Origin of the sequence: Janthinobacterium sp. HH106 (assembly GCF_001758725.1) — a bacterium.
Taxonomy (GTDB): Bacteria; Pseudomonadota; Gammaproteobacteria; order Burkholderiales; family Burkholderiaceae_D; genus Janthinobacterium.
Map to the genome: position 1 here is coordinate 152,809 of NZ_LRIC01000056.1, position 16,559 is coordinate 169,367.

The 16,559-nt window shown below is 63.6% G+C and carries 19 protein-coding genes; 8 read left to right on the forward strand and 11 right to left on the reverse strand.

Features of this window, described 5'->3' with window-relative positions; translation table 11 throughout:
* Positions 1 to 77: 77 nt before the first annotated feature.
* The gene (locus JAB8_RS21645; protein ID WP_070224900.1) at positions 78 to 323 is read left to right on the forward strand and encodes a type II toxin-antitoxin system ParD family antitoxin; all 246 of its coding nucleotides are present in this window, start codon (positions 78 to 80) and stop codon (positions 321 to 323) included.
* Entirely contained in the window at positions 316 to 606 is a 291-nt protein-coding gene (locus JAB8_RS21650; protein ID WP_070291352.1) for a type II toxin-antitoxin system RelE/ParE family toxin, read from the forward strand. The genes JAB8_RS21645 and JAB8_RS21650 overlap by 8 nt, the downstream gene beginning before the upstream one ends.
* A gap of 15 nt (positions 607 to 621) precedes the next feature.
* Here the strand turns inward: JAB8_RS21650 and JAB8_RS21655 are convergent, their stop codons facing one another.
* From JAB8_RS21655 to JAB8_RS21665, 3 genes are read right to left on the reverse strand one after another with little or no spacing between them, the layout of a single operon-like run.
* Positions 622 to 1,440 carry a metallophosphoesterase family protein gene (locus JAB8_RS21655; RefSeq protein ID WP_070291353.1) on the reverse strand — a complete coding sequence of 273 codons (819 nt, stop codon included), beginning with the start codon at positions 1,438 to 1,440 and terminating at the stop codon, positions 622 to 624.
* 9 nt (positions 1,441 to 1,449) lie between these two features.
* Complete coding sequence (locus tag JAB8_RS21660) at positions 1,450 to 2,358, reverse strand: diacylglycerol kinase family protein (RefSeq protein ID WP_139143132.1); 909 nt, start codon at positions 2,356 to 2,358, stop codon at positions 1,450 to 1,452.
* Positions 2,359 to 2,369: 11 nt separating this feature from the next.
* A complete protein-coding gene (locus tag JAB8_RS21665; RefSeq protein WP_343216111.1) occupies positions 2,370 to 3,122 on the reverse strand; it encodes a phosphatase PAP2 family protein in 753 nt (250 codons plus the stop codon).
* 147 nt (positions 3,123 to 3,269) lie between these two features.
* Between JAB8_RS21665 and JAB8_RS21670 the strand changes: the two genes are divergently transcribed.
* Positions 3,270 to 3,494: a hypothetical protein gene (locus JAB8_RS21670; RefSeq protein ID WP_010396348.1), complete on the forward strand. Its 225-nt coding sequence runs from the start codon at positions 3,270 to 3,272 to the stop codon at positions 3,492 to 3,494.
* Between the two features lie 107 nt (positions 3,495 to 3,601).
* On the opposite strand, the gene JAB8_RS21675 is transcribed toward JAB8_RS21670, so the two are convergent.
* The 3 genes from JAB8_RS21675 to JAB8_RS21685 all read right to left on the reverse strand — a co-directional run bounded on the left by JAB8_RS21675 (position 3,602) and on the right by JAB8_RS21685 (position 7,554).
* Positions 3,602 to 4,714: an AI-2E family transporter gene (locus tag JAB8_RS21675; protein ID WP_070291355.1), complete on the reverse strand. Its 1,113-nt coding sequence runs from the start codon at positions 4,712 to 4,714 to the stop codon at positions 3,602 to 3,604.
* Positions 4,715 to 4,806: 92 nt separating this feature from the next.
* Positions 4,807 to 5,991, reverse strand: a complete 1,185-nt coding sequence (locus tag JAB8_RS21680) for a DUF1501 domain-containing protein (RefSeq protein ID WP_070291356.1) — start codon at positions 5,989 to 5,991, stop codon at positions 4,807 to 4,809.
* Positions 5,992 to 6,006: 15 nt separating this feature from the next.
* Positions 6,007 to 7,554, reverse strand: a complete 1,548-nt coding sequence (locus JAB8_RS21685) for a DUF1800 domain-containing protein (RefSeq protein WP_070291357.1) — start codon at positions 7,552 to 7,554, stop codon at positions 6,007 to 6,009.
* A 250-nt stretch (positions 7,555 to 7,804) separates the two neighbouring features.
* Here JAB8_RS21685 and JAB8_RS21690 point away from each other — a divergent pair, with 250 nt between their 5' ends.
* On the forward strand, positions 7,805 to 8,182 hold the full coding sequence (locus JAB8_RS21690) for a cytochrome c (RefSeq protein ID WP_070291358.1): 378 nt from the start codon (positions 7,805 to 7,807) through the stop codon (positions 8,180 to 8,182).
* A 44-nt stretch (positions 8,183 to 8,226) separates the two neighbouring features.
* On the opposite strand, the gene JAB8_RS21695 is transcribed toward JAB8_RS21690, so the two are convergent.
* Positions 8,227 to 9,141, reverse strand: coding sequence for a LysR family transcriptional regulator (locus tag JAB8_RS21695; RefSeq protein WP_070291359.1), 915 nt, complete (start codon positions 9,139 to 9,141; stop codon positions 8,227 to 8,229).
* Positions 9,142 to 9,367: 226 nt separating this feature from the next.
* Between JAB8_RS21695 and JAB8_RS21700 the strand changes: the two genes are divergently transcribed.
* Positions 9,368 to 10,381 (forward strand): zinc-binding alcohol dehydrogenase family protein, encoded by a 1,014-nt coding sequence (locus tag JAB8_RS21700; protein WP_070291360.1) that lies wholly within the window; start codon positions 9,368 to 9,370, stop codon positions 10,379 to 10,381.
* 2 nt (positions 10,382 to 10,383) lie between these two features.
* Here JAB8_RS21700 and JAB8_RS21705 read toward each other — a convergent pair whose 3' ends face one another.
* Positions 10,384 to 11,652 carry a glycerate kinase gene (locus tag JAB8_RS21705; RefSeq protein ID WP_070291361.1) on the reverse strand — a complete coding sequence of 423 codons (1,269 nt, stop codon included), beginning with the start codon at positions 11,650 to 11,652 and terminating at the stop codon, positions 10,384 to 10,386.
* Positions 11,653 to 11,742: 90 nt separating this feature from the next.
* On the opposite strand from JAB8_RS21705, the gene JAB8_RS21710 reads away from it, so the two are divergent.
* Positions 11,743 to 12,096: a YnfA family protein gene (locus JAB8_RS21710; RefSeq protein ID WP_070291362.1), complete on the forward strand. Its 354-nt coding sequence runs from the start codon at positions 11,743 to 11,745 to the stop codon at positions 12,094 to 12,096.
* On the opposite strand, the gene JAB8_RS21715 is transcribed toward JAB8_RS21710, so the two are convergent.
* Both JAB8_RS21715 and JAB8_RS21720 read right to left on the reverse strand, forming a co-directional pair.
* Entirely contained in the window at positions 12,097 to 12,498 is a 402-nt protein-coding gene (locus JAB8_RS21715; RefSeq protein ID WP_070224889.1) for a TerB family tellurite resistance protein, read from the reverse strand. It abuts the gene before it with no gap.
* Positions 12,499 to 12,568: 70 nt separating this feature from the next.
* A complete protein-coding gene (locus tag JAB8_RS21720; protein ID WP_070224888.1) occupies positions 12,569 to 13,531 on the reverse strand; it encodes a TerC family protein in 963 nt (320 codons plus the stop codon).
* A 160-nt stretch (positions 13,532 to 13,691) separates the two neighbouring features.
* On the opposite strand from JAB8_RS21720, the gene nhaR reads away from it, so the two are divergent.
* Positions 13,692 to 14,591 (forward strand): transcriptional activator NhaR, encoded by a 900-nt coding sequence (gene nhaR, locus JAB8_RS21725; protein ID WP_070291363.1) that lies wholly within the window; start codon positions 13,692 to 13,694, stop codon positions 14,589 to 14,591.
* Between the two features lie 115 nt (positions 14,592 to 14,706).
* The gene (locus tag JAB8_RS21730; RefSeq protein WP_070291364.1) at positions 14,707 to 16,041 is read left to right on the forward strand and encodes a chloride channel protein; all 1,335 of its coding nucleotides are present in this window, start codon (positions 14,707 to 14,709) and stop codon (positions 16,039 to 16,041) included.
* On the opposite strand, the gene JAB8_RS21735 is transcribed toward JAB8_RS21730, so the two are convergent.
* Entirely contained in the window at positions 16,031 to 16,525 is a 495-nt protein-coding gene (locus JAB8_RS21735) for a MarR family winged helix-turn-helix transcriptional regulator (protein WP_070291365.1), read from the reverse strand. The genes JAB8_RS21730 and JAB8_RS21735 overlap by 11 nt on opposite strands.
* Positions 16,526 to 16,559 lie beyond the last annotated feature (34 nt).

Genomic DNA, 16,559 nt, shown 5'->3' on the forward strand with positions numbered 1-16,559 from the left:
ATATTTGCACAAATATGCACTATATTGCACCAATAGTATGACGATCGTCGTACTGCTCATATCTGGAGTGAACCACCATGGGAACCGTGCGCAAGACCATTACCTTGACGGACCAGCAGGACGACTGGATCAAGGCGCAAATTGACGCCGGGCGCTATACGAACGACAGCGAATACATCCGCGACCTGATCCGGCGTGAACAGGAACGCAGCGCCGAACTCGATGCGATCCGCGCGGCGCTGGTGGAAGGCGAGGCCAGCGGCGAACCCCAGCCTTTCGACGCCAGGGCTTTCAAGCAGAGAATGCTGGCAGCGCATGGCTGAATACCGGCTGACGCCCGCCGCCGAGCATGATCTTGAGGCGATCTGGGCGTATACGTCGCAGCGCTGGAACGTGCAGCAGGCCAGTCTTTATCTTGACAACATGACGGCGGCCTTCGATGACCTGGCACGCGCACCCGAGACGGCACCGGCATGCGAGCAGATTCGGCCCGGCTACCGGCGCCGCAAAGTCGGACGGCACATGATTTATTTCCGCATCACTCACTATGGCATTGCCATCGTCCGCATTTTGCATGACCGCATGGATGCGGCACGCCATCTGTAATTAACACATCATCGATCACAGCGGCCGCAAGCTGGCCCACACGCCGCCCTGGCGTTCGAACGCTTCCGTGCTGACCTTTTCAAAATCGGCGCTGTCTTCATTCCAGCTGTAGCGCTCGACCCGGATGCAACTGTTTTCCACGCGCAGCACATTGAACGAGTTCGACTCGCCCCTGCCCCGCGTGGACGTGGCCGTGCCCGCCTGCACCATCAGGGCCGCGTAGCCGGCGATCTTGTAGCGCTCGGCCGTGTTGCCCGCCACGCTGGCATGCAAGTGTCCCGCCAGCAATAAATCCACGCCGCATTCGGAAAACATTTGCAGCGCCTGCGGCGCGCGGTCCACCAGATCGTCTTCATCGAAGTGCTCGGGCAAGTCGAATGGATGGTGCGTGACGATGATGCGCGTCAAACCGGGCGGCAAGCGGCCCAGGCGTTCACGCAGGAAATCGATCTGCTCGTGGCTGATGCGGCCATCCTTGAACGTCAATGAACGGGCCGTGTTGATACCCAGCACGGCAATTTCCTCGTCCACATATTCGGGCGACAAATCGTCCGTCACGTGGCGCCGGTACTTCACCAGCGGCGTCAGGAAACGGGAAAAGACGTTATACAGCGGCACGTCATGGTTGCCCGGCACCACGATCTGCGGCCCCGGCAAGCTGTCGAGAAAGTGCCGCGCCGCCTGGAACTGGGCGCTGCGGGCCCGCTGGGTGAGGTCGCCCGAGACCACCACCACATCCGGCTCCAGGCGCTCGACCAGCGCGCGCAAGGGCGCCAGCAAATCCCCGTCGACCCGGCCGAAATGCAAATCCGATAAATGCACGATGGTACGCATGGCGTTCTCCTAGCTGGCGGCGGGCACGGACGCCGGCACGATCACTTCGAGCGCGGCCGTGCGGATGCGGTAGCGCAGTGGCGTATTCATGACGGTCACTTCGCCATCGGTGGCCACGCGCAGGCGGCGGTGTTTCGTGGCGATCTCCAGGTCGGTGGCCGTCAGCACATCGAAATCCTTGGCCTGCGACAACTTGCCGAACAGCGCGTGCAGGGCCAGGCGCACGAGGCCCAGGCGGCCCGGACGCTGCGCCACGTACAGGCTCAGCTGGCCACCGTTGAGGCGTTCGCGCTCGCCGATATTCAAGCCTTCCATCAGGTATTCATTATTGCCGATGAAGACGAAGGGCGTGCGCCGCGCATGCACGGCGTCGTTGAGTTTCAATTGCACGCTGAGAAAGGGATAGCGGCGCAAGGCGGCCACCAGCGCCCAGCTGAAGGCCAGCCACTTGCCCCGCCCCAGCCGCCGCTGCTGCTTTTCGCGGTCGCGCACGATATCGGGATACAGGCCCAGGCTGGAATTGTTCAGGAAGATGCGGCCATTGACTTCGCCCACGTCGACCTGGTGCGGCACGCCCTGCGCCACGTTGGCAATCGCCGCATCGAGGTCAAGCGGGATATTCAAATCCTTGGCGAAATGGTTCAAGGTGCCTAGCGGCAGGACGCCAAACGGCGTGCCGCTGCCGACGACGACGGACGCGACGGCATTGATGGTGCCGTCGCCGCCGCCGGCCACGACGATGGGCGCGCCATCGCGCAAGGCTTGCTCGGCAGTGGCGATCATCTCGGCCCCGCTTTGCGCCAGGGTGATGGCGGCGTCGAGGCCCACGGCCAGGAATTGCGCTTCGAGCTGCTGCGCCCAGTCCGGCGCATAGCCGCAGCCGGCGCCCGCGTTGATGATGACGGCGATTTTGCTCAGGATCGTTCCCCTTATGTGGTTTGCCGGATGTGCCGGCGGCGGCGCAGGGTCGACACGCCGGCGATACAGATGGCCAGCCAGCCATAGCTTTCCGCCATGGCCGCCAGCACATCGCTCAGGTAATGTGCGCCCAAATAAATGCGGCTGAAGCCCACGAGCGACGCCATCAGGAATGCGCCCAGCGCGATGCCGATGCGCTTGCCCCAGGCGCCCGGCGCCGTCTGGCAAATCAGGTAGGCGGCCAGCAAGCCGTACAGGGCTGTCGAGGTGGCCGTATGGCCGCTGGGAAAGCTGTACGTGCTCAAGGCCGTCTGCAGGATGGGCTCGTCAAAGCTGGGCCGCGCGCGCACAAAAATGTACTTTAACAGCAGGTTCAAAAACATGACGCCCGGCATGGTGATGACCAGGGTAAACAGCCAATAGTCGGCGCCCTTGCGGTGCAGATACCAGCCCAGCAAGACGGCCAGGGTGATGGCGCCGATCACGCCATGCATATGCGTAACGACCAGCAGCACGCTGGTGATCCACGGCACGGCATGCCGGTTGAACCACTGCGCCACCTGCAAGTCGATCACGGTGATCTGCTCCATGCCCATCACGGCTTCGGCGATCTCGTGGAAGACCACGATGGCCACCAGCATCAGCGCCACGCCGACCGTCATATGCAGGCCCAGCTCGCCTTCGGGCGACAGGCGCGCCTCGACGAAGCGGCGCAGTTTCATGGTCCAGCCCGTGGTCACGCCCATGTCATTATTCTCTTGCAAACTGATCTCTCTTTCTTGTTCCTGGCGATGATCAAAAAAACCACACCAGCAAAAAAATACTGTTTATTCATACAGTAGCTGTGTATTCATACAGTAGTTATGCTATTCTGATGACTCGTTCAACACATCTCCCTCAAAGGAATTGTCATGGCAACATTGAATAGCGGTTTTGGCTCACGGTTCGGCCTGGAATACGCCCCAAGCTCTTTCCTCGTCCGCATGGGCAAGCGCGAAATCCTCGTCTGCCGCGACTTCCGCAAGCGCTACTACACCGTCAATCCCTTGATCGAGTGCGGTACGGGCATCGAGCCGGGCTATGTTGAAGTGCTGCTGATGCGCCGTTGGCTCCTCATTTTATCCAAGGCGCATTAAGAATGACTTTAAAACAAGGTGCTTGCACTCTGTTTTGAAGTCTGCTCCGCCCGGCCACGCCGGGAGCGCGCCAGTACCGGCCAGCGGCAACGCTGGCCGACCCCTCATTACTGCGTGCGTTCCTGTGCGGCCGGGCTGGCAGGTGTATTCGCGCTTGTCTTGACAGGCGCCGCCTTGTCGAACACATTCGCCTCGTACCACAAGGTCACGAACAGCACCATCACGACGGGGCCGATGAACAGGCCCACGAGGCCCAGAGTTTCCACGCCGCCCAAAATGCCGAACAGCACGGCCAGGAAAGGCAAGCGGGTAGCGTTGCCGATCATCCCGGGACGCACGAAGTGATCGGCCACGAACAGCACCACGGTGCCCCAGGCGGCCACGCCGATGGCGGCTCCTACATTACCCTGGAACACCAGCAAAGCGGCCGCGCACAGGTAAGCGAGCGGCGCGCCGAACGGGATGATGGCCAAAATACCGGTGGCGAACGCCCACAGGGCCGGCGACGGCAAGCCGGCAATCGCATAGGCGAAGCCGATCAGCACGCCTTCGGCCAGGCCCACGAGCACCAGACCGTTGACGGTGGCACGGATGGCCGTGGGGATCTTTTGCGCATAGCGGCCCCAGCGCTCGGGACGCAGGAAATGGCTGCCGACGGCCGTGATCTGACGCGTCAGCGCTTCGCCATCCTTGTAGAAGAAAAACAGGCATAAGAAGGCCAGGCCGAAATCGACCAGGCGGTGGAAGACGTCCGCGCCAAGGATTTTCAGGATGTCGCGCGCGGAATGAAAGCCGCCCACGGCGCTGCCCGCAAAGAAGTGGCCGAGGCCGTGGGGCTGGCTCAGGGTGGCTAGCCACCAGTCGCCGATGGCGCTGCCCGCCAGCGGAATATGCGCCACCCAGTCCGGCACGGGCAAGCCGTCCGTATTCGCATGGACGACGAAATTGGCCAGCACGGGCACTTCGCGCGCCGCCTGCGCCACGCCGAACAGCACGGGAATGATAAAGATGCAGGCGAACGCCAGGGTCAGCACGGCCGCCGCGATGATGGTGCGCTGGCCCAGCGCCGCGCGCACGCGCAGATACAGGGGCCAGGTGGCCACGCACAGGATGCCGGCCCACACGAGCGGCAAAAAGAAACGCTGCATGACGAAGGCCGTCACGGCGATCAGGGCCAGGGAAAAGCCTGCGCTGACGATGTCGCGCTGGGTATCGGTCATACCACTCCATTCGTGCCCGGCGCCGGGAAGCGCGACGGGACTTAGCTACGCGCCAGTTGCGCAGACGTAGCGTAACACGGAGCCATGGCGATTTATACGAGGCCCAGCTCCACCGGTTTGACGCCGGCAAACACGTGCTCGAGTTGCGCCGGCGTCAAACCAAAGGTGCGGCGCAGCAAGCCGCCCAGCACGGCGCGGTATTCATTGAGCACGGGCATGTCGCGGTTCTGGAACAGCGTCGCCTGCGACATCGCCACCTGCTCGCCCGCCACCTGCTTGCCCTTAATGCCGCCGCCGAGCACCCAGAAGACGCTGCCGTGGCCATGGTCCGTGCCGCGGTTGCCGTTTTCGCGGAAGGTGCGGCCAAATTCGCTGACGACGACGACGACGGTATTGCGCCATTCGCTGCCCATTTCCTGCGAAAACGCGGCCAGGCCCCGGCCCAGCTCATCGAAACGCCCCGCCAGGTAGCCATTCGCGCCGCCCTGCCCCACGTGCGTATCCCAGCCGCCCACGTCGACGAAACCAAGGTTGTATTTGTCCTTCATCAAGCGCGCGATGCGCTGCGCTTCCAGTTCAAAGCCCTTGGTACTGATGGCGTTGCGGTTGGCCGCCTGCATTTCTCCCGTCAATTCCTTCGTCACGTCCTCGCGCACGGCAAAGCCCGCGCTGACCGGTTGCTGCAGAGGCGTGCCCTTGTACATCGCCGCGATGAGCTGGCTTTGACGCGCATCGATACCGGACTTGCCCACGGAACGCAGCCCCATGTTCGGCACTTGCACGTCGCCCTGGAAGATCAGGGGCAGCTGGTCCGTGAAGGAAATGGCGTGCTTGCCGCTATTGAGGCTTTGCGCGAGCCGGTTCAAAAAGCCCGAACGGAAATCGCGGCGCCCGCCCAGTTCCTGCCCCAGTTCGATGCTGTCCTGCGTCTCGAAATGGCTGCGCGTCAAATCCGTCGTGCCGGCAAACGGAATGAAGGCCGCCTCGCCGCCCGTGAACATCGGGTAGATGGTCTCGCGCAAGGCCGGATGCAGGGCCCAGTCGGCGTTCAAGGCCAGCGCGCCGTTGTCCGCACCCGGTTTCGCGATGGCGATATTCGGCCGCGATGCATAATAAAAATCGCTGCCGATGGGCACCAGCAGGTTGTTCGCGTCATAGCCGCCGCGCAGGAAGACGAACAGCAGCTTCGCATTCGTGGCGGGCGCGGCCAGCAAGCTGCCCGCGTGCGACAACAGGGGCGCGGCGGCCAGGGCTTTCAACAGGTCACGACGGTTCATGGCGATCCTTTCAATCTAGCGGTGCATCATTTCCGGCGAAGAGAGCAGAAATGTATTCCACTCCTGCGGCGAGGCGGCCTGTTCCAGGGCCTGGCGCGTGGCGGCACTCAAGGTCGGCTGCAGCGACTGGTAATACAGGGCGCTGGCCAGCTGGGGAAACGCGACCTTTTCCTGCGGCTGCGGGCCGTCCGTCTTGAACAGGCCGGCGCTGCCCGAACCGATGGTGCGGGCGATATCGAAACGCGTCGTCATCTGGCCGGGGCTGGCCCAGGACGCATCCGTCAGCGGATAGCCGTCCGGCGTCTGGCGCCCGTACAGGGGCTGTCCCATGCGCGCGAGCCAGCTCAGCATGGGACCGGCGTTGAGGATGGGCTTGTCGTCATAGCTGAGGCGCACGGCCGACACCACATAATGCATGGGATCCTTGAATTTCTTGCCCAGCGACTGCCGAAACTCGGGACTGCTGAACATGGTCTGCAGCACGTCGGCGATCATGCCGTCGCTGTGCTGGAAGGTGGCCGCCATGCGCGCCACCAGCGCTTCGGGAGGGTTATCTCCCACGAAATACTGGGCCAGCTTGCCGCTGATAAAGCGCGCGGTGGCGGGACTGCGGCTCAGGCGGTCCAGCGCTTCATCGAGTTCGGCCAGTCCCCGCCCCTTCACCGTTTGCCCGAGGAATTGTTTATCGCCGTAATCGTGGCGGTTCGGATTGAATTCGAACAGGCCGCGGCGCACGTATTGCGATTGCAGCGCCGGTTTCACCTTCGGCGTATCCGTGCCCAGGTTGACGCCCACGCCGGTGAGGATGCGCGCCAGTTCCTGCACGTCGGTCTGGCTATAGCCACCGTTCACGCCCAGGGTGTGCAGCTCCATCAGCTCACGCGCATAGTTTTCATTGATGCGCTTGACAGCATTGGCTTCATTATCGAGGTAGCGCAGCATGGCCGGGTGGTGGACGGTCGCGCCCAGCAAGTCGCGGAATTTCCCTAGGGCATGCGGCGCGATGGCGTTCGCCTCGTAATCGCCGACCATGGCGCGCAAGTTGTGCTTGCCCTGGTGCACGCTGAAATGGTTGAGCCAGAACCAGCTCAGCTGCTGCTGCAGCTGGTTCGGCGAATACACGTCCAGCAACAGCGAGCGCGTGGCCGCCTCGCGCGCCAGGCGGTTCAGTTCCTGCTGGTATTCCTTTTGCGCTTGCTGCTTCGCCATGTCGTCCATGACGCCGGCCGACTCCTTGCGCTTTTGCTCCACGGACATGACGAGCTGATCGAGCGGCACCTGGCTGATGGTCATGGCGTCGATCTGCGCCTGCACGGCGGGCGGCAGGCTGGCTTTGCCTGGGTGTAACTGCGCCTGCAGGTAAGCGTTCCAGCCTTCCTTTTGCACCTGGCGCACGCTGCCGCCGTTCACACCCCAGCTGACGCGCTCGAGCATCGCGATGCCTTGCGCGGCATTGTCGGGCGCGGCGACGGCATGCTGCGCGGCCGGCGGCGCCGTCGCGGCACAGCCGGCCAGCAACAGCAGGGATATCAAGGTCGTCGGCAATAATCGGTTCGGGCTCATGGCAATCTTTCAAGCGGTTTCAACCAGAATGCCTGAGGGTACGCCCAGGTTGACCCGCGCATGATTGCCATTTGCAACGAGTTGTAATCAAGCGGGCGTGTTCGCCAGCCGATCGCGCGCGGGCGCGGGCACGTTAGCAATGAACAATCTCGGATAAAATGTTATCGAGAGAATGGCGCACTGCAATGGCAGCTGCGTATTTTCTCTTGAACCAGACATTATCCATACAATACGTCCACATTAAAAAGAAATGAAAATATTATTTATCGCCGCATTGGGAATCTTATCGTTCATTCAAACGCCCTTATCCTTCGCCGAGAATCTGAATGGAAAAACCCTGTATGTGCAGCGATGTGCCGTGTGCCACGGAGCAGAGATCAAGGGAACCGGGCCATTGGCGAATAAAAGCAATCCCCCTACACCGGATCTGACGACGGCCGCTTTTAAAAAACGTCTGAAGGATTATCCGGGTGTGATCGTATCGTCGGTCATACTGCGCCCGAATGGCGATTTGATTCCAAAGACCTTGAAAGAGAATGGCGTCAAGATCGCGCCATACGCCTGGCGGGTAAAGGATTTTCGCGATTTGAATCAATACATGAGTGATGTGATTTTCAAAAACCGCTGATCTTGAAATCAGCGGAGTACACCTCGCGCAGGAATACTCCGAAATCAATTATCCTGTTTGAATAACTCCACGCAGTGATCTCGCAGGAAGTCGCGCAACTGCAGCACCAGCGGCGTCACTTGCGCCCGGTGCGTGCAGACCAGGTGCAGGGGCGTCGCCTCGCCCGCCACGTCGGGCAACAGCGCTTGCAGGCGGCCGGTGGCCAGGTCGCCAGCCACGTCGAGCCGCGACTTGTAGGCGATGCCCAGGCCCGCCACGGCCCAGCGGCGCACGAGGTCGGCATCGTCGGCGCTGCGGTTGCCGCTCACCTGCACGGTGACTTGCTCGCGCTGGGGCAAGCGGTAAAAGGTCCAGCGGTCGTGCAAGCCGTCTTCCAGCGCGAAGCGCAGGCAATTGCGCTGCGACAAGTCTTGCAGCGCCAGCAAGGGGCCATGCTCGCGCAGGTAGCCGGGCGAGGCCACCAGCACCCTGTCGTTGGCGGGCGCGATGGGCATGGCGACCATGCTCGAATCGTCTTGCTGGCCATAGCGGATGGCCACGTCGACTTGCTGACGCACCATGTCGGCCACCCGGTCGCTGACGCTGAGCTGGTACTGCAGCTTCGGATGGCGCGCCTGGAATGCGTCCAGCCAGCCCAGCATCAGGTTGCGGCCCAGGTCGGAAGGCATGGCAATTTTCAAGGTTCCGCCGAAACTGTCCTTGCCGGCCAGCAGTGCGTCATGGCCCGCGCGCAGCAGGCGCAGGGCTTCGCGCGCATGCTCCAGGTATTGCGTGCCTTCCGGCGTCAGGCTCAGCGAGCGGGTCGTGCGGGCCAGCAGGCGCAAGCCCAATTCCCCTTCCAGGCGCTTGACGGCGGCGCTGGCCAGCGCAGGCGAGATGCCGATCTCGCGCGCGGCCGCCGACAAACTGCCCCGATCAGCCGTGCGGACAAACACTTGCAAGTCATCGAGTCGCAGCAATTTTCAGCATTCCTTTGAAAGTGTTTCGGTACGCGCCCTCTTTTTCGCTGGCGAGAAAATGGCCATGATACGTCATCAAGCCTGTATGGCGTAGGTCGGATGAGGTCCAAAGGACCGTAATCCGACAACATTGTTGGCGTGGCCGATGGTGGTGTCGGATTACGCGCGGTACAGCCGCGCTAATCCGACCTACCCGACTCCATCACTGTTTTACCAAAGGAAGAATATGAAAGCCATCGCCTACCACCACAGCCTGCCCATCACGGATGCCGACGCCCTGCTCGACATCGAGCTGCCCGTGCCCGTCGCCACGGGACGCGACCTGCTCGTCGCCGTCAAGGCCGTCTCCGTCAATCCCGTCGACACCAAGGTGCGCCAGAACCGCGCGCCGAAAGACCGCCAGCCGGAAGTGCTGGGCTGGGATGCGGCCGGCGTCGTCACGGCCGTCGGCCCCGACGTCACCCTGTTCCAGGTGGGAGATAAAGTCTGGTACGCGGGCGCCATCAACCGCCCCGGCAGCAACAGCGAATTTCAATTAGTCGACGAGCGCATCGTGGGCCACATGCCGGCCAGCCTCGATTTCGCCCCGGCCGCCGCCCTGCCGCTCACGGCGATTACGGCGTGGGAATTGCTGTTCGACCGCCTGCAGATCAGCCGCGACAAGAGCCTGACCGGCAAGTCGCTGCTCGTGATCGGCGCGGCCGGCGGCGTTGGCTCCGTGCTGGTGCAACTGGCGCGGCAGTTGACGGGCGTCACCATCATCGGCACGGCCTCGCGCGCGGAAACGGCCGATTGGGTCAAGCAACTGGGCGCCCACCACGTGATCGACCACAGCCTGCCGCTGGCCGCCGAAATCACGCGCCTCGGTTTACCGCCCGTCGATTACGTGATCAGCCTGAACCAGACCGACAAGCATTTCGAGCAGATCGTCGAACTGATCGCGCCGCAGGGCAAATTCGCCCTGATCGACGACCCCGAGCACATCGACGTGCGCAAGTTCAAGGGCAAGAGCGTGTCCTTGCACTGGGAACTGATGTTTACCCGTTCGCTGTTCCAGACGCCGGACATGGTCCAGCAGCACGCCTTGCTCGAGGAACTGGCGCAGCTGGTGGACGCCGGTATCATCAAGACCACCGTGGCCGAGCGCTTCGGCACGATCAACGCGGCGAATCTGAAGCGCGCGCATGCCCTGCTGGAAAGCAATACGGCCAAAGGCAAGATCGTCCTTGAAGGGTTCTAAACTCAGGTAATCAGAATGGCCCGGAAATCATTGACATTCGTCAATGTCGGGCCCGTGATCACACTATCTCCCAGCGCCTGGAAGAAGCCGTGTCCATCGTTGTTGTCGAGGCTATCGCGGGGCTTGATGCCCTGCGCCCAGGCACGCTGCAGGGTGTCGGGCGCGAGATAAGCGCCGGCGATGTCTTCCTGGCCGTCGACGCCATCCGTGTCGCCCGCCAGCGCGTGGATGCCCTCGTATCCGTCCAGCGCGATGCCCAGCGCCAGCAAAAATTCCACGTTGCGCCCGCCGCGGCCCTTGCCGCGCACGGTGACCGTCGTTTCGCCGCCCGACAGCAGCACGCACGGGGCGGGAAACGGCTGGCCCCGCATCGCCGTTTGCAGCGCGATGCCGGCCATGACTTTGCCCACGTCGCGCGCCTCGCCTTCCAGGCTGTCGCCCAATATATACGGCGTGACGCCGGCCGCGCGCGCCACGGCGGCGGCCGCCTCGAGCGCCATCTGCGGCGTGGCGACCAGGGTCGTGCGCGTGCGCGCCAGCCGTGGGTCACCGGGTTTCACGGATTCGCCGCGCCCGCTTTCCAGCGTTTTTCTTATGCTGTCCGGCAAGTCCATGCCATAGCGGCGCACGATGGCCAGCGCGTCCTCGCACGTCGTCGCGTCGCCCACCGTGGGGCCGGAGGCGATATCGCCGAGCTTGTCGCCAGGCACGTCGGAAATCGCCAACGTCACCACTTGCGCCGGATGGCAGGCAGCCGCCAGCCGGCCGCCCTTGATGGCGGACAAATGGCGGCGCACGCAATTCATTTCGCCGATGGTGGCGCCCGACGCCAGCAGCGCGCGGTTCAAGGCTTGCTTGTCTTCCAGGGTGATGCCGTCCAGGGGCAAGGCCAGCAGCGACGAGCCGCCGCCCGAGATCAGGCACAGCACCGTGTCGTCCGCCTGCAAGTTGCCCACCACGTCCAGCATGCGCCGCGCGGCCGCCATGCCGGCAGAGTCCGGCACAGGATGCGACGCTTCCACGATCTCGATGCGTTCACAGGGCACGGCATAGCCGTAGCGCGTGACGACGAGGCCCGACAGCGGCCCCGGCCAGTGCCGCTCCACGGCTTGCGCCATGGCGGCCGACGCCTTGCCGGCGCCGATGACGATCAAGCGTCCCTTGGGTGCGGGCGGCAGATGGGGCGGTATGCAGTGCGATGGCTGCGCCGCCTCGACGGCGGCGTGGAACATGGCTTGCAGCAATGCGCGCGGCGCGGGGGGCGTCGTCATGGTGTTCTCCTCGGGTATCCGAACCCGATCATAGCAGGGACGGCGCTGCCCGGAGACTACAATGGCGGCTTGATCACGAACAGGAATGCAATGAGCGACGCCATCGAATGGACCAGTCTTGCCCGCACTTTCGGGCTGTTTACCGTCACGGCCGTGGCTGAACTGCTGGGCTGCTACCTGCCCATGCTGTGGTTGAGCAACAAGGGCAGCGCCTGGCTGCTGTTGCCGGCCGCCCTCAGCCTGCTGATCTTCGTGTGGCTGCTGACCCTGCATCCGGCCGCCAGCGGCAGGGTCTACGCCACGTATGGCGCCGTCTACATCGCCACGGCGCTGGGATGGCTGTGGCTGGTGGACGGCGTCACGCCCGCCTGGACGGATGTGACGGGCGTGGGCCTGGCCCTGGCCGGCGCCGCCGTGATTGCCATGGGACACAAGGCAGCATAATTACGCCGCGTGCTGGCGGAAATTCGTTTCCGCCGACCACGCCGCGCTGGCGCGGGCCAGCAGTACGGCTTCGCCATCGGCCAGCCAGTCGTCCGCGTCGGCAATCTTCCACATGGCTTGCAGCAGCTTGCGGCGCAAGTCCGGGTCCGTGATTTCATCGAGCAGGCTGTCGATCACGCCATGGGCCAGCTGCACGGCGCCATGCACGGTCGACGTCAGCATGTCGTCGCACAGGTCTTGCAACAGCTGTTGAAAGGCGGCCGGCGCCAGGTCGATATGCTCGAGGATCTTGCTGCGGTGCATGGCTTGCAGCTCGGCGCTGGCCAGGTTGCCGTCGACCACCATCATCAGGGCCAGGATACGTCCCGCTGCCTGGGGACTGTTCGCTTCATAGGTACGCATGATTTCATTCTTTCATTGTGATTGATCAAAAGACGCGCCACCGCCTTGCGGGGCGCGCCGTACTGCTGTGTTACTTTTTGTCGCTGCGGGTGATGAATACGCTCGCCACGCAGCTCGACACGATCAGCACCGCCACCACCAGCAGCGACGCTTCCACCGGCACGTGGTACCACGGCATGATCAGCATCTTGGCGCCGATAAACACGAGCACCATTGCCAGGCCATACTTGAGCATGTGGAAGCGGTCAGCCACGTCCACCAGCAGGAAGTACAGGGCGCGCAAGCCCATGATGGCGAACAGGTTCGACGTGAAGACGATGAACGGGTCCGTCGTGATGGCGAAGATCGCCGGGATCGAGTCGACCGCGAACACCAGGTCCGTCACCTCGATCAGGATCAGCACGAGGAACAGCGGCGTGACATAGCGCAAACCGCCCTTGGCCACGAAGAAACGTTCGCCGTGGTCGCCGTCCGCTACCCGCAAGTGGCGGCGGGCAAAGCGCAGCACGGGGTTGTTCGCCACGTCCGGTTCCGCATCGGCCGCCACCAGCATGCGCATGCCGGTAATTAAGAGGAAGGCGCCGAACAGGTACAGCACCCAGCTGAACTCGCTCACCACCCAGGCGCCGGCCATGATCATCACGGCGCGCATGACGATCGCGCCCAGCACGCCATAGATCAGCACGCGGCGCTGGTACTGGATCGGCACCTGGAAGGCGCTGAAGATCAGCAGGAAGACGAAGACGTTATCGACCGACAGCGCTTTCTCGATCAGGTAGCCGGAGAAAAACTCCAGCGCCTTCTGGTTGGCGATCTCGGGACCGGCCGTGCCGTTCAGATACCACCACAGGCCGCCGTTGAACAGCAGGGCCAGGCTGACCCACACGAGCGACCACGTCGCCGCTTCCTTGACACTGACCTTGTGCGCCTTGTTGCCGCCGAAGACGAACAGGTCCAGCGCCAGCATCAGCAGGACGAATACGATGAAGCCGGCCCACATGGGTGCCGTTGCAATACTCTCCAGGCCGTTCATCGGCGGCCTCCGCAACTGTCTGTGTCTATCCTGATGCCCATGGCACTCTCCTTGCATGAATTGAGCAGTCATCATAGGCTGAATATAAACATCGAACAAATCGAATATAATTTACGAATACATCGAAAAATTCGATGCATTAATTTTGCCGGGAACAAACATGTCCACACTCAACTTCAAGCACTTGCGCTATTTCTGGATGGTGGCCAAGACGGGCAGCATCGCGCGCGCGGCCGAGCAGCTGCACCTGACGCCGCAATCGATTTCCGGCCAGCTCAGCGACTTTGCCGACACCCTGGGCGTGGAACTGTTCCGCCGCAGCGGGCGCAAGCTGGAATTGACGGAGACGGGCCGGCGCATCCTCAGCCATGCGGAAGAGATTTTCAGCACGGGCGACGAATTGCTGGAAATCGTGCGCGACCAGTCGCGCACGGCGACGACCACGTTTCGCGTGGGCTGCGCCGATTCCGTGTCGAAACTGATCGCCTGCCGCCTGGTCGAACCGGCGCTGGGCCTGGCCGAACCGCTGCGCATGATCTGCCGCGAAGGCCGGCTGGCCAGCCTGCTGGCGGATCTGGCCGTGCACCGGCTGGACCTGATCATCGCCGACCGCCCCATGCCGTCCCATCTGAGCGTGCGCGGCTACAACCACCTGCTGGGCGAAAGCGGCATGACCCTGTTTGGCACGCCGGCGCTGGCCGCCACGCTGGAAGGCGGCTTTCCCAAATGCCTCGATGGCGCGCCGCTGCTGCTGCCGGGCGAGGATTTCGCCATTTATGGCCGCTTGCTGCAATGGCTGGGCGACAACCATCTGCACCCGCGCATCGTGGGCGAGTTCGACGACAGCGCCATGATGCAGGCCTTCGGCCAGTCCGGCGCCGGCCTGTTCTTCGCCCCCACCGTGATCGCGCCCCAGGTGTGCGAACAGCATGGCGTGGTGGCACTGGGCCGGGTCGACAGCCTCGTCGAGCAGGTGTATGCGATCACCACGGAGCGGCGCCTGAGCCACCCGGCCACCGTCGCCATCAGCCAGAGCGCGCGGCGCGAACTGTTCGTGTAGTAGTTCCACAACTGAAGTTCCACAATTAAAACGCCGCAAATACATTTGAGCAAATACATCTATATAATGGCAAGCCTCCCCGACGCCCTGCGCGCCCCTTCCTGGACTTGCCGCAATGAAGCACTTGCACGACATTCCCTCTGCCTTCAAGCATGAATTTGCCAACCCGCGCCTGTGGTGGTCGCGCGCCGTCGTCGTCGGCATGGCTGCCGTCGCGGGCCTCGTCGTCGTGGGCTTTACGTGGCTGGCGGAAACAGCGCTCGATTGTTTTCTCTTTTTTAACGGCAAGGCCTGGTGGTTCGCCCTGCTGTGGACACCCGCTTGCGCCGCCTTGCTCGTCTGGCTGACGCGCCGCTACGCCGTGGGCGCGGCCGGCTCCGGCATCCCGCAAGTGATGGCCACGCTGGATCCGGCCGTGGCACCGGAGCAGCGCTCCTTGTTCGTGTCCCTGAAACTCAGTGCCGCGAAGATAGTCCTGACGGCGGGCGGCTTGCTGGGCGGCTTGTCGCTGGGGCGCGAAGGGCCGTCCGTGCAGATCGCCGCCGGCGTGATGCTGGCCGCGCGCCGCTGGCTGCCGCGCCATTCGCAGGTGAGCGCCCATTCGCTGCTGGTGGCCGGTGGCGCGGCCGGCATCGCGGCTGCCTTCAACACGCCGCTGGCGGGCGTCATGTTTGCCATTGAGGAATTGTCACGCTCGCCCGAGCAACGCAACAGCGGCCTCATCGTCGCCGGCATCGTGCTGGCCGGCATGATGGCCGTCTCGATCCACGGCAACGCCACCCACTTCGGCATCATCCACCCCGGCCCCATCGGCCTGGCGCTGGCCCTGCCAGGTTTACTCGTCACCCTCGTGGCGGGCGTGGCCGGCGGCCTGTTTGCGCGGCTGCTGCTGGCATCCGCCCGGGGCAATCCGCTGGGGAAATTATCGGCGTGGAGAACAGGCCGGCCCGTGCTGTTTGCCGCCGTCTGCGGTTTGCTGGTGGCGGCCATCGGCATCGCCAGCCACGGCGCCACGTTCGGCAGCGGCACCGTGGCCACGCGCGCCATGCTCGAAGGCGCGTCCGACGTGGCGCCCGCCTTTGTGGCCTTCAAATATGTGGCGACGTGGCTGACCGTCTGGTCGGGCGTGCCGGCCGGCATCTTCGCGCCATCCCTGGCCATCGGCGCCGGCATCGGGCATGACATTGCGCAATTGCTGCACTATCCGCACGCGCCCGCCCTGATCGCGCTGGGCATGGTGGGCTTCCTGGCCGCCGCCACGCAAGCGCCGTTGACGGCGTTTATCATTGTCATGGAAATGGTCGATGGCCACGGCATGGTGCTGAGCCTGATGGCCTGCGCCGTGGTGGCCAGCACCGTGTCGCGCGTGCTCAGCGAGCCGCTGTACGGGGCGCTGGCGCAGCTGCAGCTGCAACGGCTGCCGCAGGCCAGCCGGGACACTACATCGTAAACGGAAACGGCTGCATGCCCGCCTGCCTGTCATCGGGGGCGACAACGGCCAGCAAGGCGTTCAAGCCCTGGTTCAGGTGCGCCAGGCTGTCGGGGTCCAGCTGGGCCAGCGCGCTGGGCAGCAAGCCGCGCGCCGGCTGCGGCGCGCCGGCGATCACGGCTTGCCCTTCCGCCGTCAGGGTCAGTGTAACGACGCGCTGGTCAGGCTGGTCGCGCGCCTTGCGCACATAGGCTTTTTTCACCAGCGCCTCGACCAGGTTGCTGGCCGTCGTCTGGTGTATCGACATCTTGCCGGCCAGCTCGCCCATGCGCAGGCCCGGCCGCTCCAGCAATTCCTGCATCACCCACAGTTGCGCGCCAGACACGCCGCATTGCTTCTCGATCTGCGCCGAGTGCCGCTGCGCCGCGCGCATGACGACACGCATGTTTTGCAAGGCCATGCCTTGCGCCCTGGCCATTGCCGAAACGTCCGCTTCCACCACCATTGCCTCCATTATCCTGCCGGCTGCGCGCCTGCTG

Bases quoted from the DNA above. Each gene is read 5' to 3' on its own strand.
- JAB8_RS21675 (WP_070291355.1), bottom strand. From the start codon at position 4,714: ATGACCGATACCCAGCGCGACATCGTCAGCGCAGGCTTTTCCCTGGCC.
- JAB8_RS21715 (WP_070224889.1), bottom strand. From the start codon at position 12,498: ATGCGTACCTATGAAGCGAACAGTCCCCAGGCAGCGGGACGTATCCTG.
- JAB8_RS21680 (WP_070291356.1), bottom strand. From the start codon at position 5,991: ATGAACCGTCGTGACCTGTTGAAAGCCCTGGCCGCCGCGCCCCTGTTG.
- JAB8_RS21670 (WP_010396348.1), top strand. From the start codon at position 3,270: ATGGCAACATTGAATAGCGGTTTTGGCTCACGGTTCGGCCTGGAATAC.
- JAB8_RS21735 (WP_070291365.1), bottom strand. From the start codon at position 16,525: ATGGTGGTGGAAGCGGACGTTTCGGCAATGGCCAGGGCGCAAGGCATG.
- JAB8_RS21655 (WP_070291353.1), bottom strand. From the start codon at position 1,440: ATGCGTACCATCGTGCATTTATCGGATTTGCATTTCGGCCGGGTCGAC.
- nhaR (WP_070291363.1), top strand. From the start codon at position 13,692: ATGTCCACACTCAACTTCAAGCACTTGCGCTATTTCTGGATGGTGGCC.
- JAB8_RS21645 (WP_070224900.1), top strand. From the start codon at position 78: ATGGGAACCGTGCGCAAGACCATTACCTTGACGGACCAGCAGGACGAC.
- JAB8_RS21700 (WP_070291360.1), top strand. From the start codon at position 9,368: ATGAAAGCCATCGCCTACCACCACAGCCTGCCCATCACGGATGCCGAC.
- JAB8_RS21720 (WP_070224888.1), bottom strand. From the start codon at position 13,531: ATGAACGGCCTGGAGAGTATTGCAACGGCACCCATGTGGGCCGGCTTC.
- JAB8_RS21705 (WP_070291361.1), bottom strand. From the start codon at position 11,652: ATGACGACGCCCCCCGCGCCGCGCGCATTGCTGCAAGCCATGTTCCAC.
- JAB8_RS21685 (WP_070291357.1), bottom strand. From the start codon at position 7,554: ATGAGCCCGAACCGATTATTGCCGACGACCTTGATATCCCTGCTGTTG.
- JAB8_RS21730 (WP_070291364.1), top strand. From the start codon at position 14,707: ATGAAGCACTTGCACGACATTCCCTCTGCCTTCAAGCATGAATTTGCC.
- JAB8_RS21650 (WP_070291352.1), top strand. From the start codon at position 316: ATGGCTGAATACCGGCTGACGCCCGCCGCCGAGCATGATCTTGAGGCG.
- JAB8_RS21710 (WP_070291362.1), top strand. From the start codon at position 11,743: ATGAGCGACGCCATCGAATGGACCAGTCTTGCCCGCACTTTCGGGCTG.
- JAB8_RS21690 (WP_070291358.1), top strand. From the start codon at position 7,805: ATGAAAATATTATTTATCGCCGCATTGGGAATCTTATCGTTCATTCAA.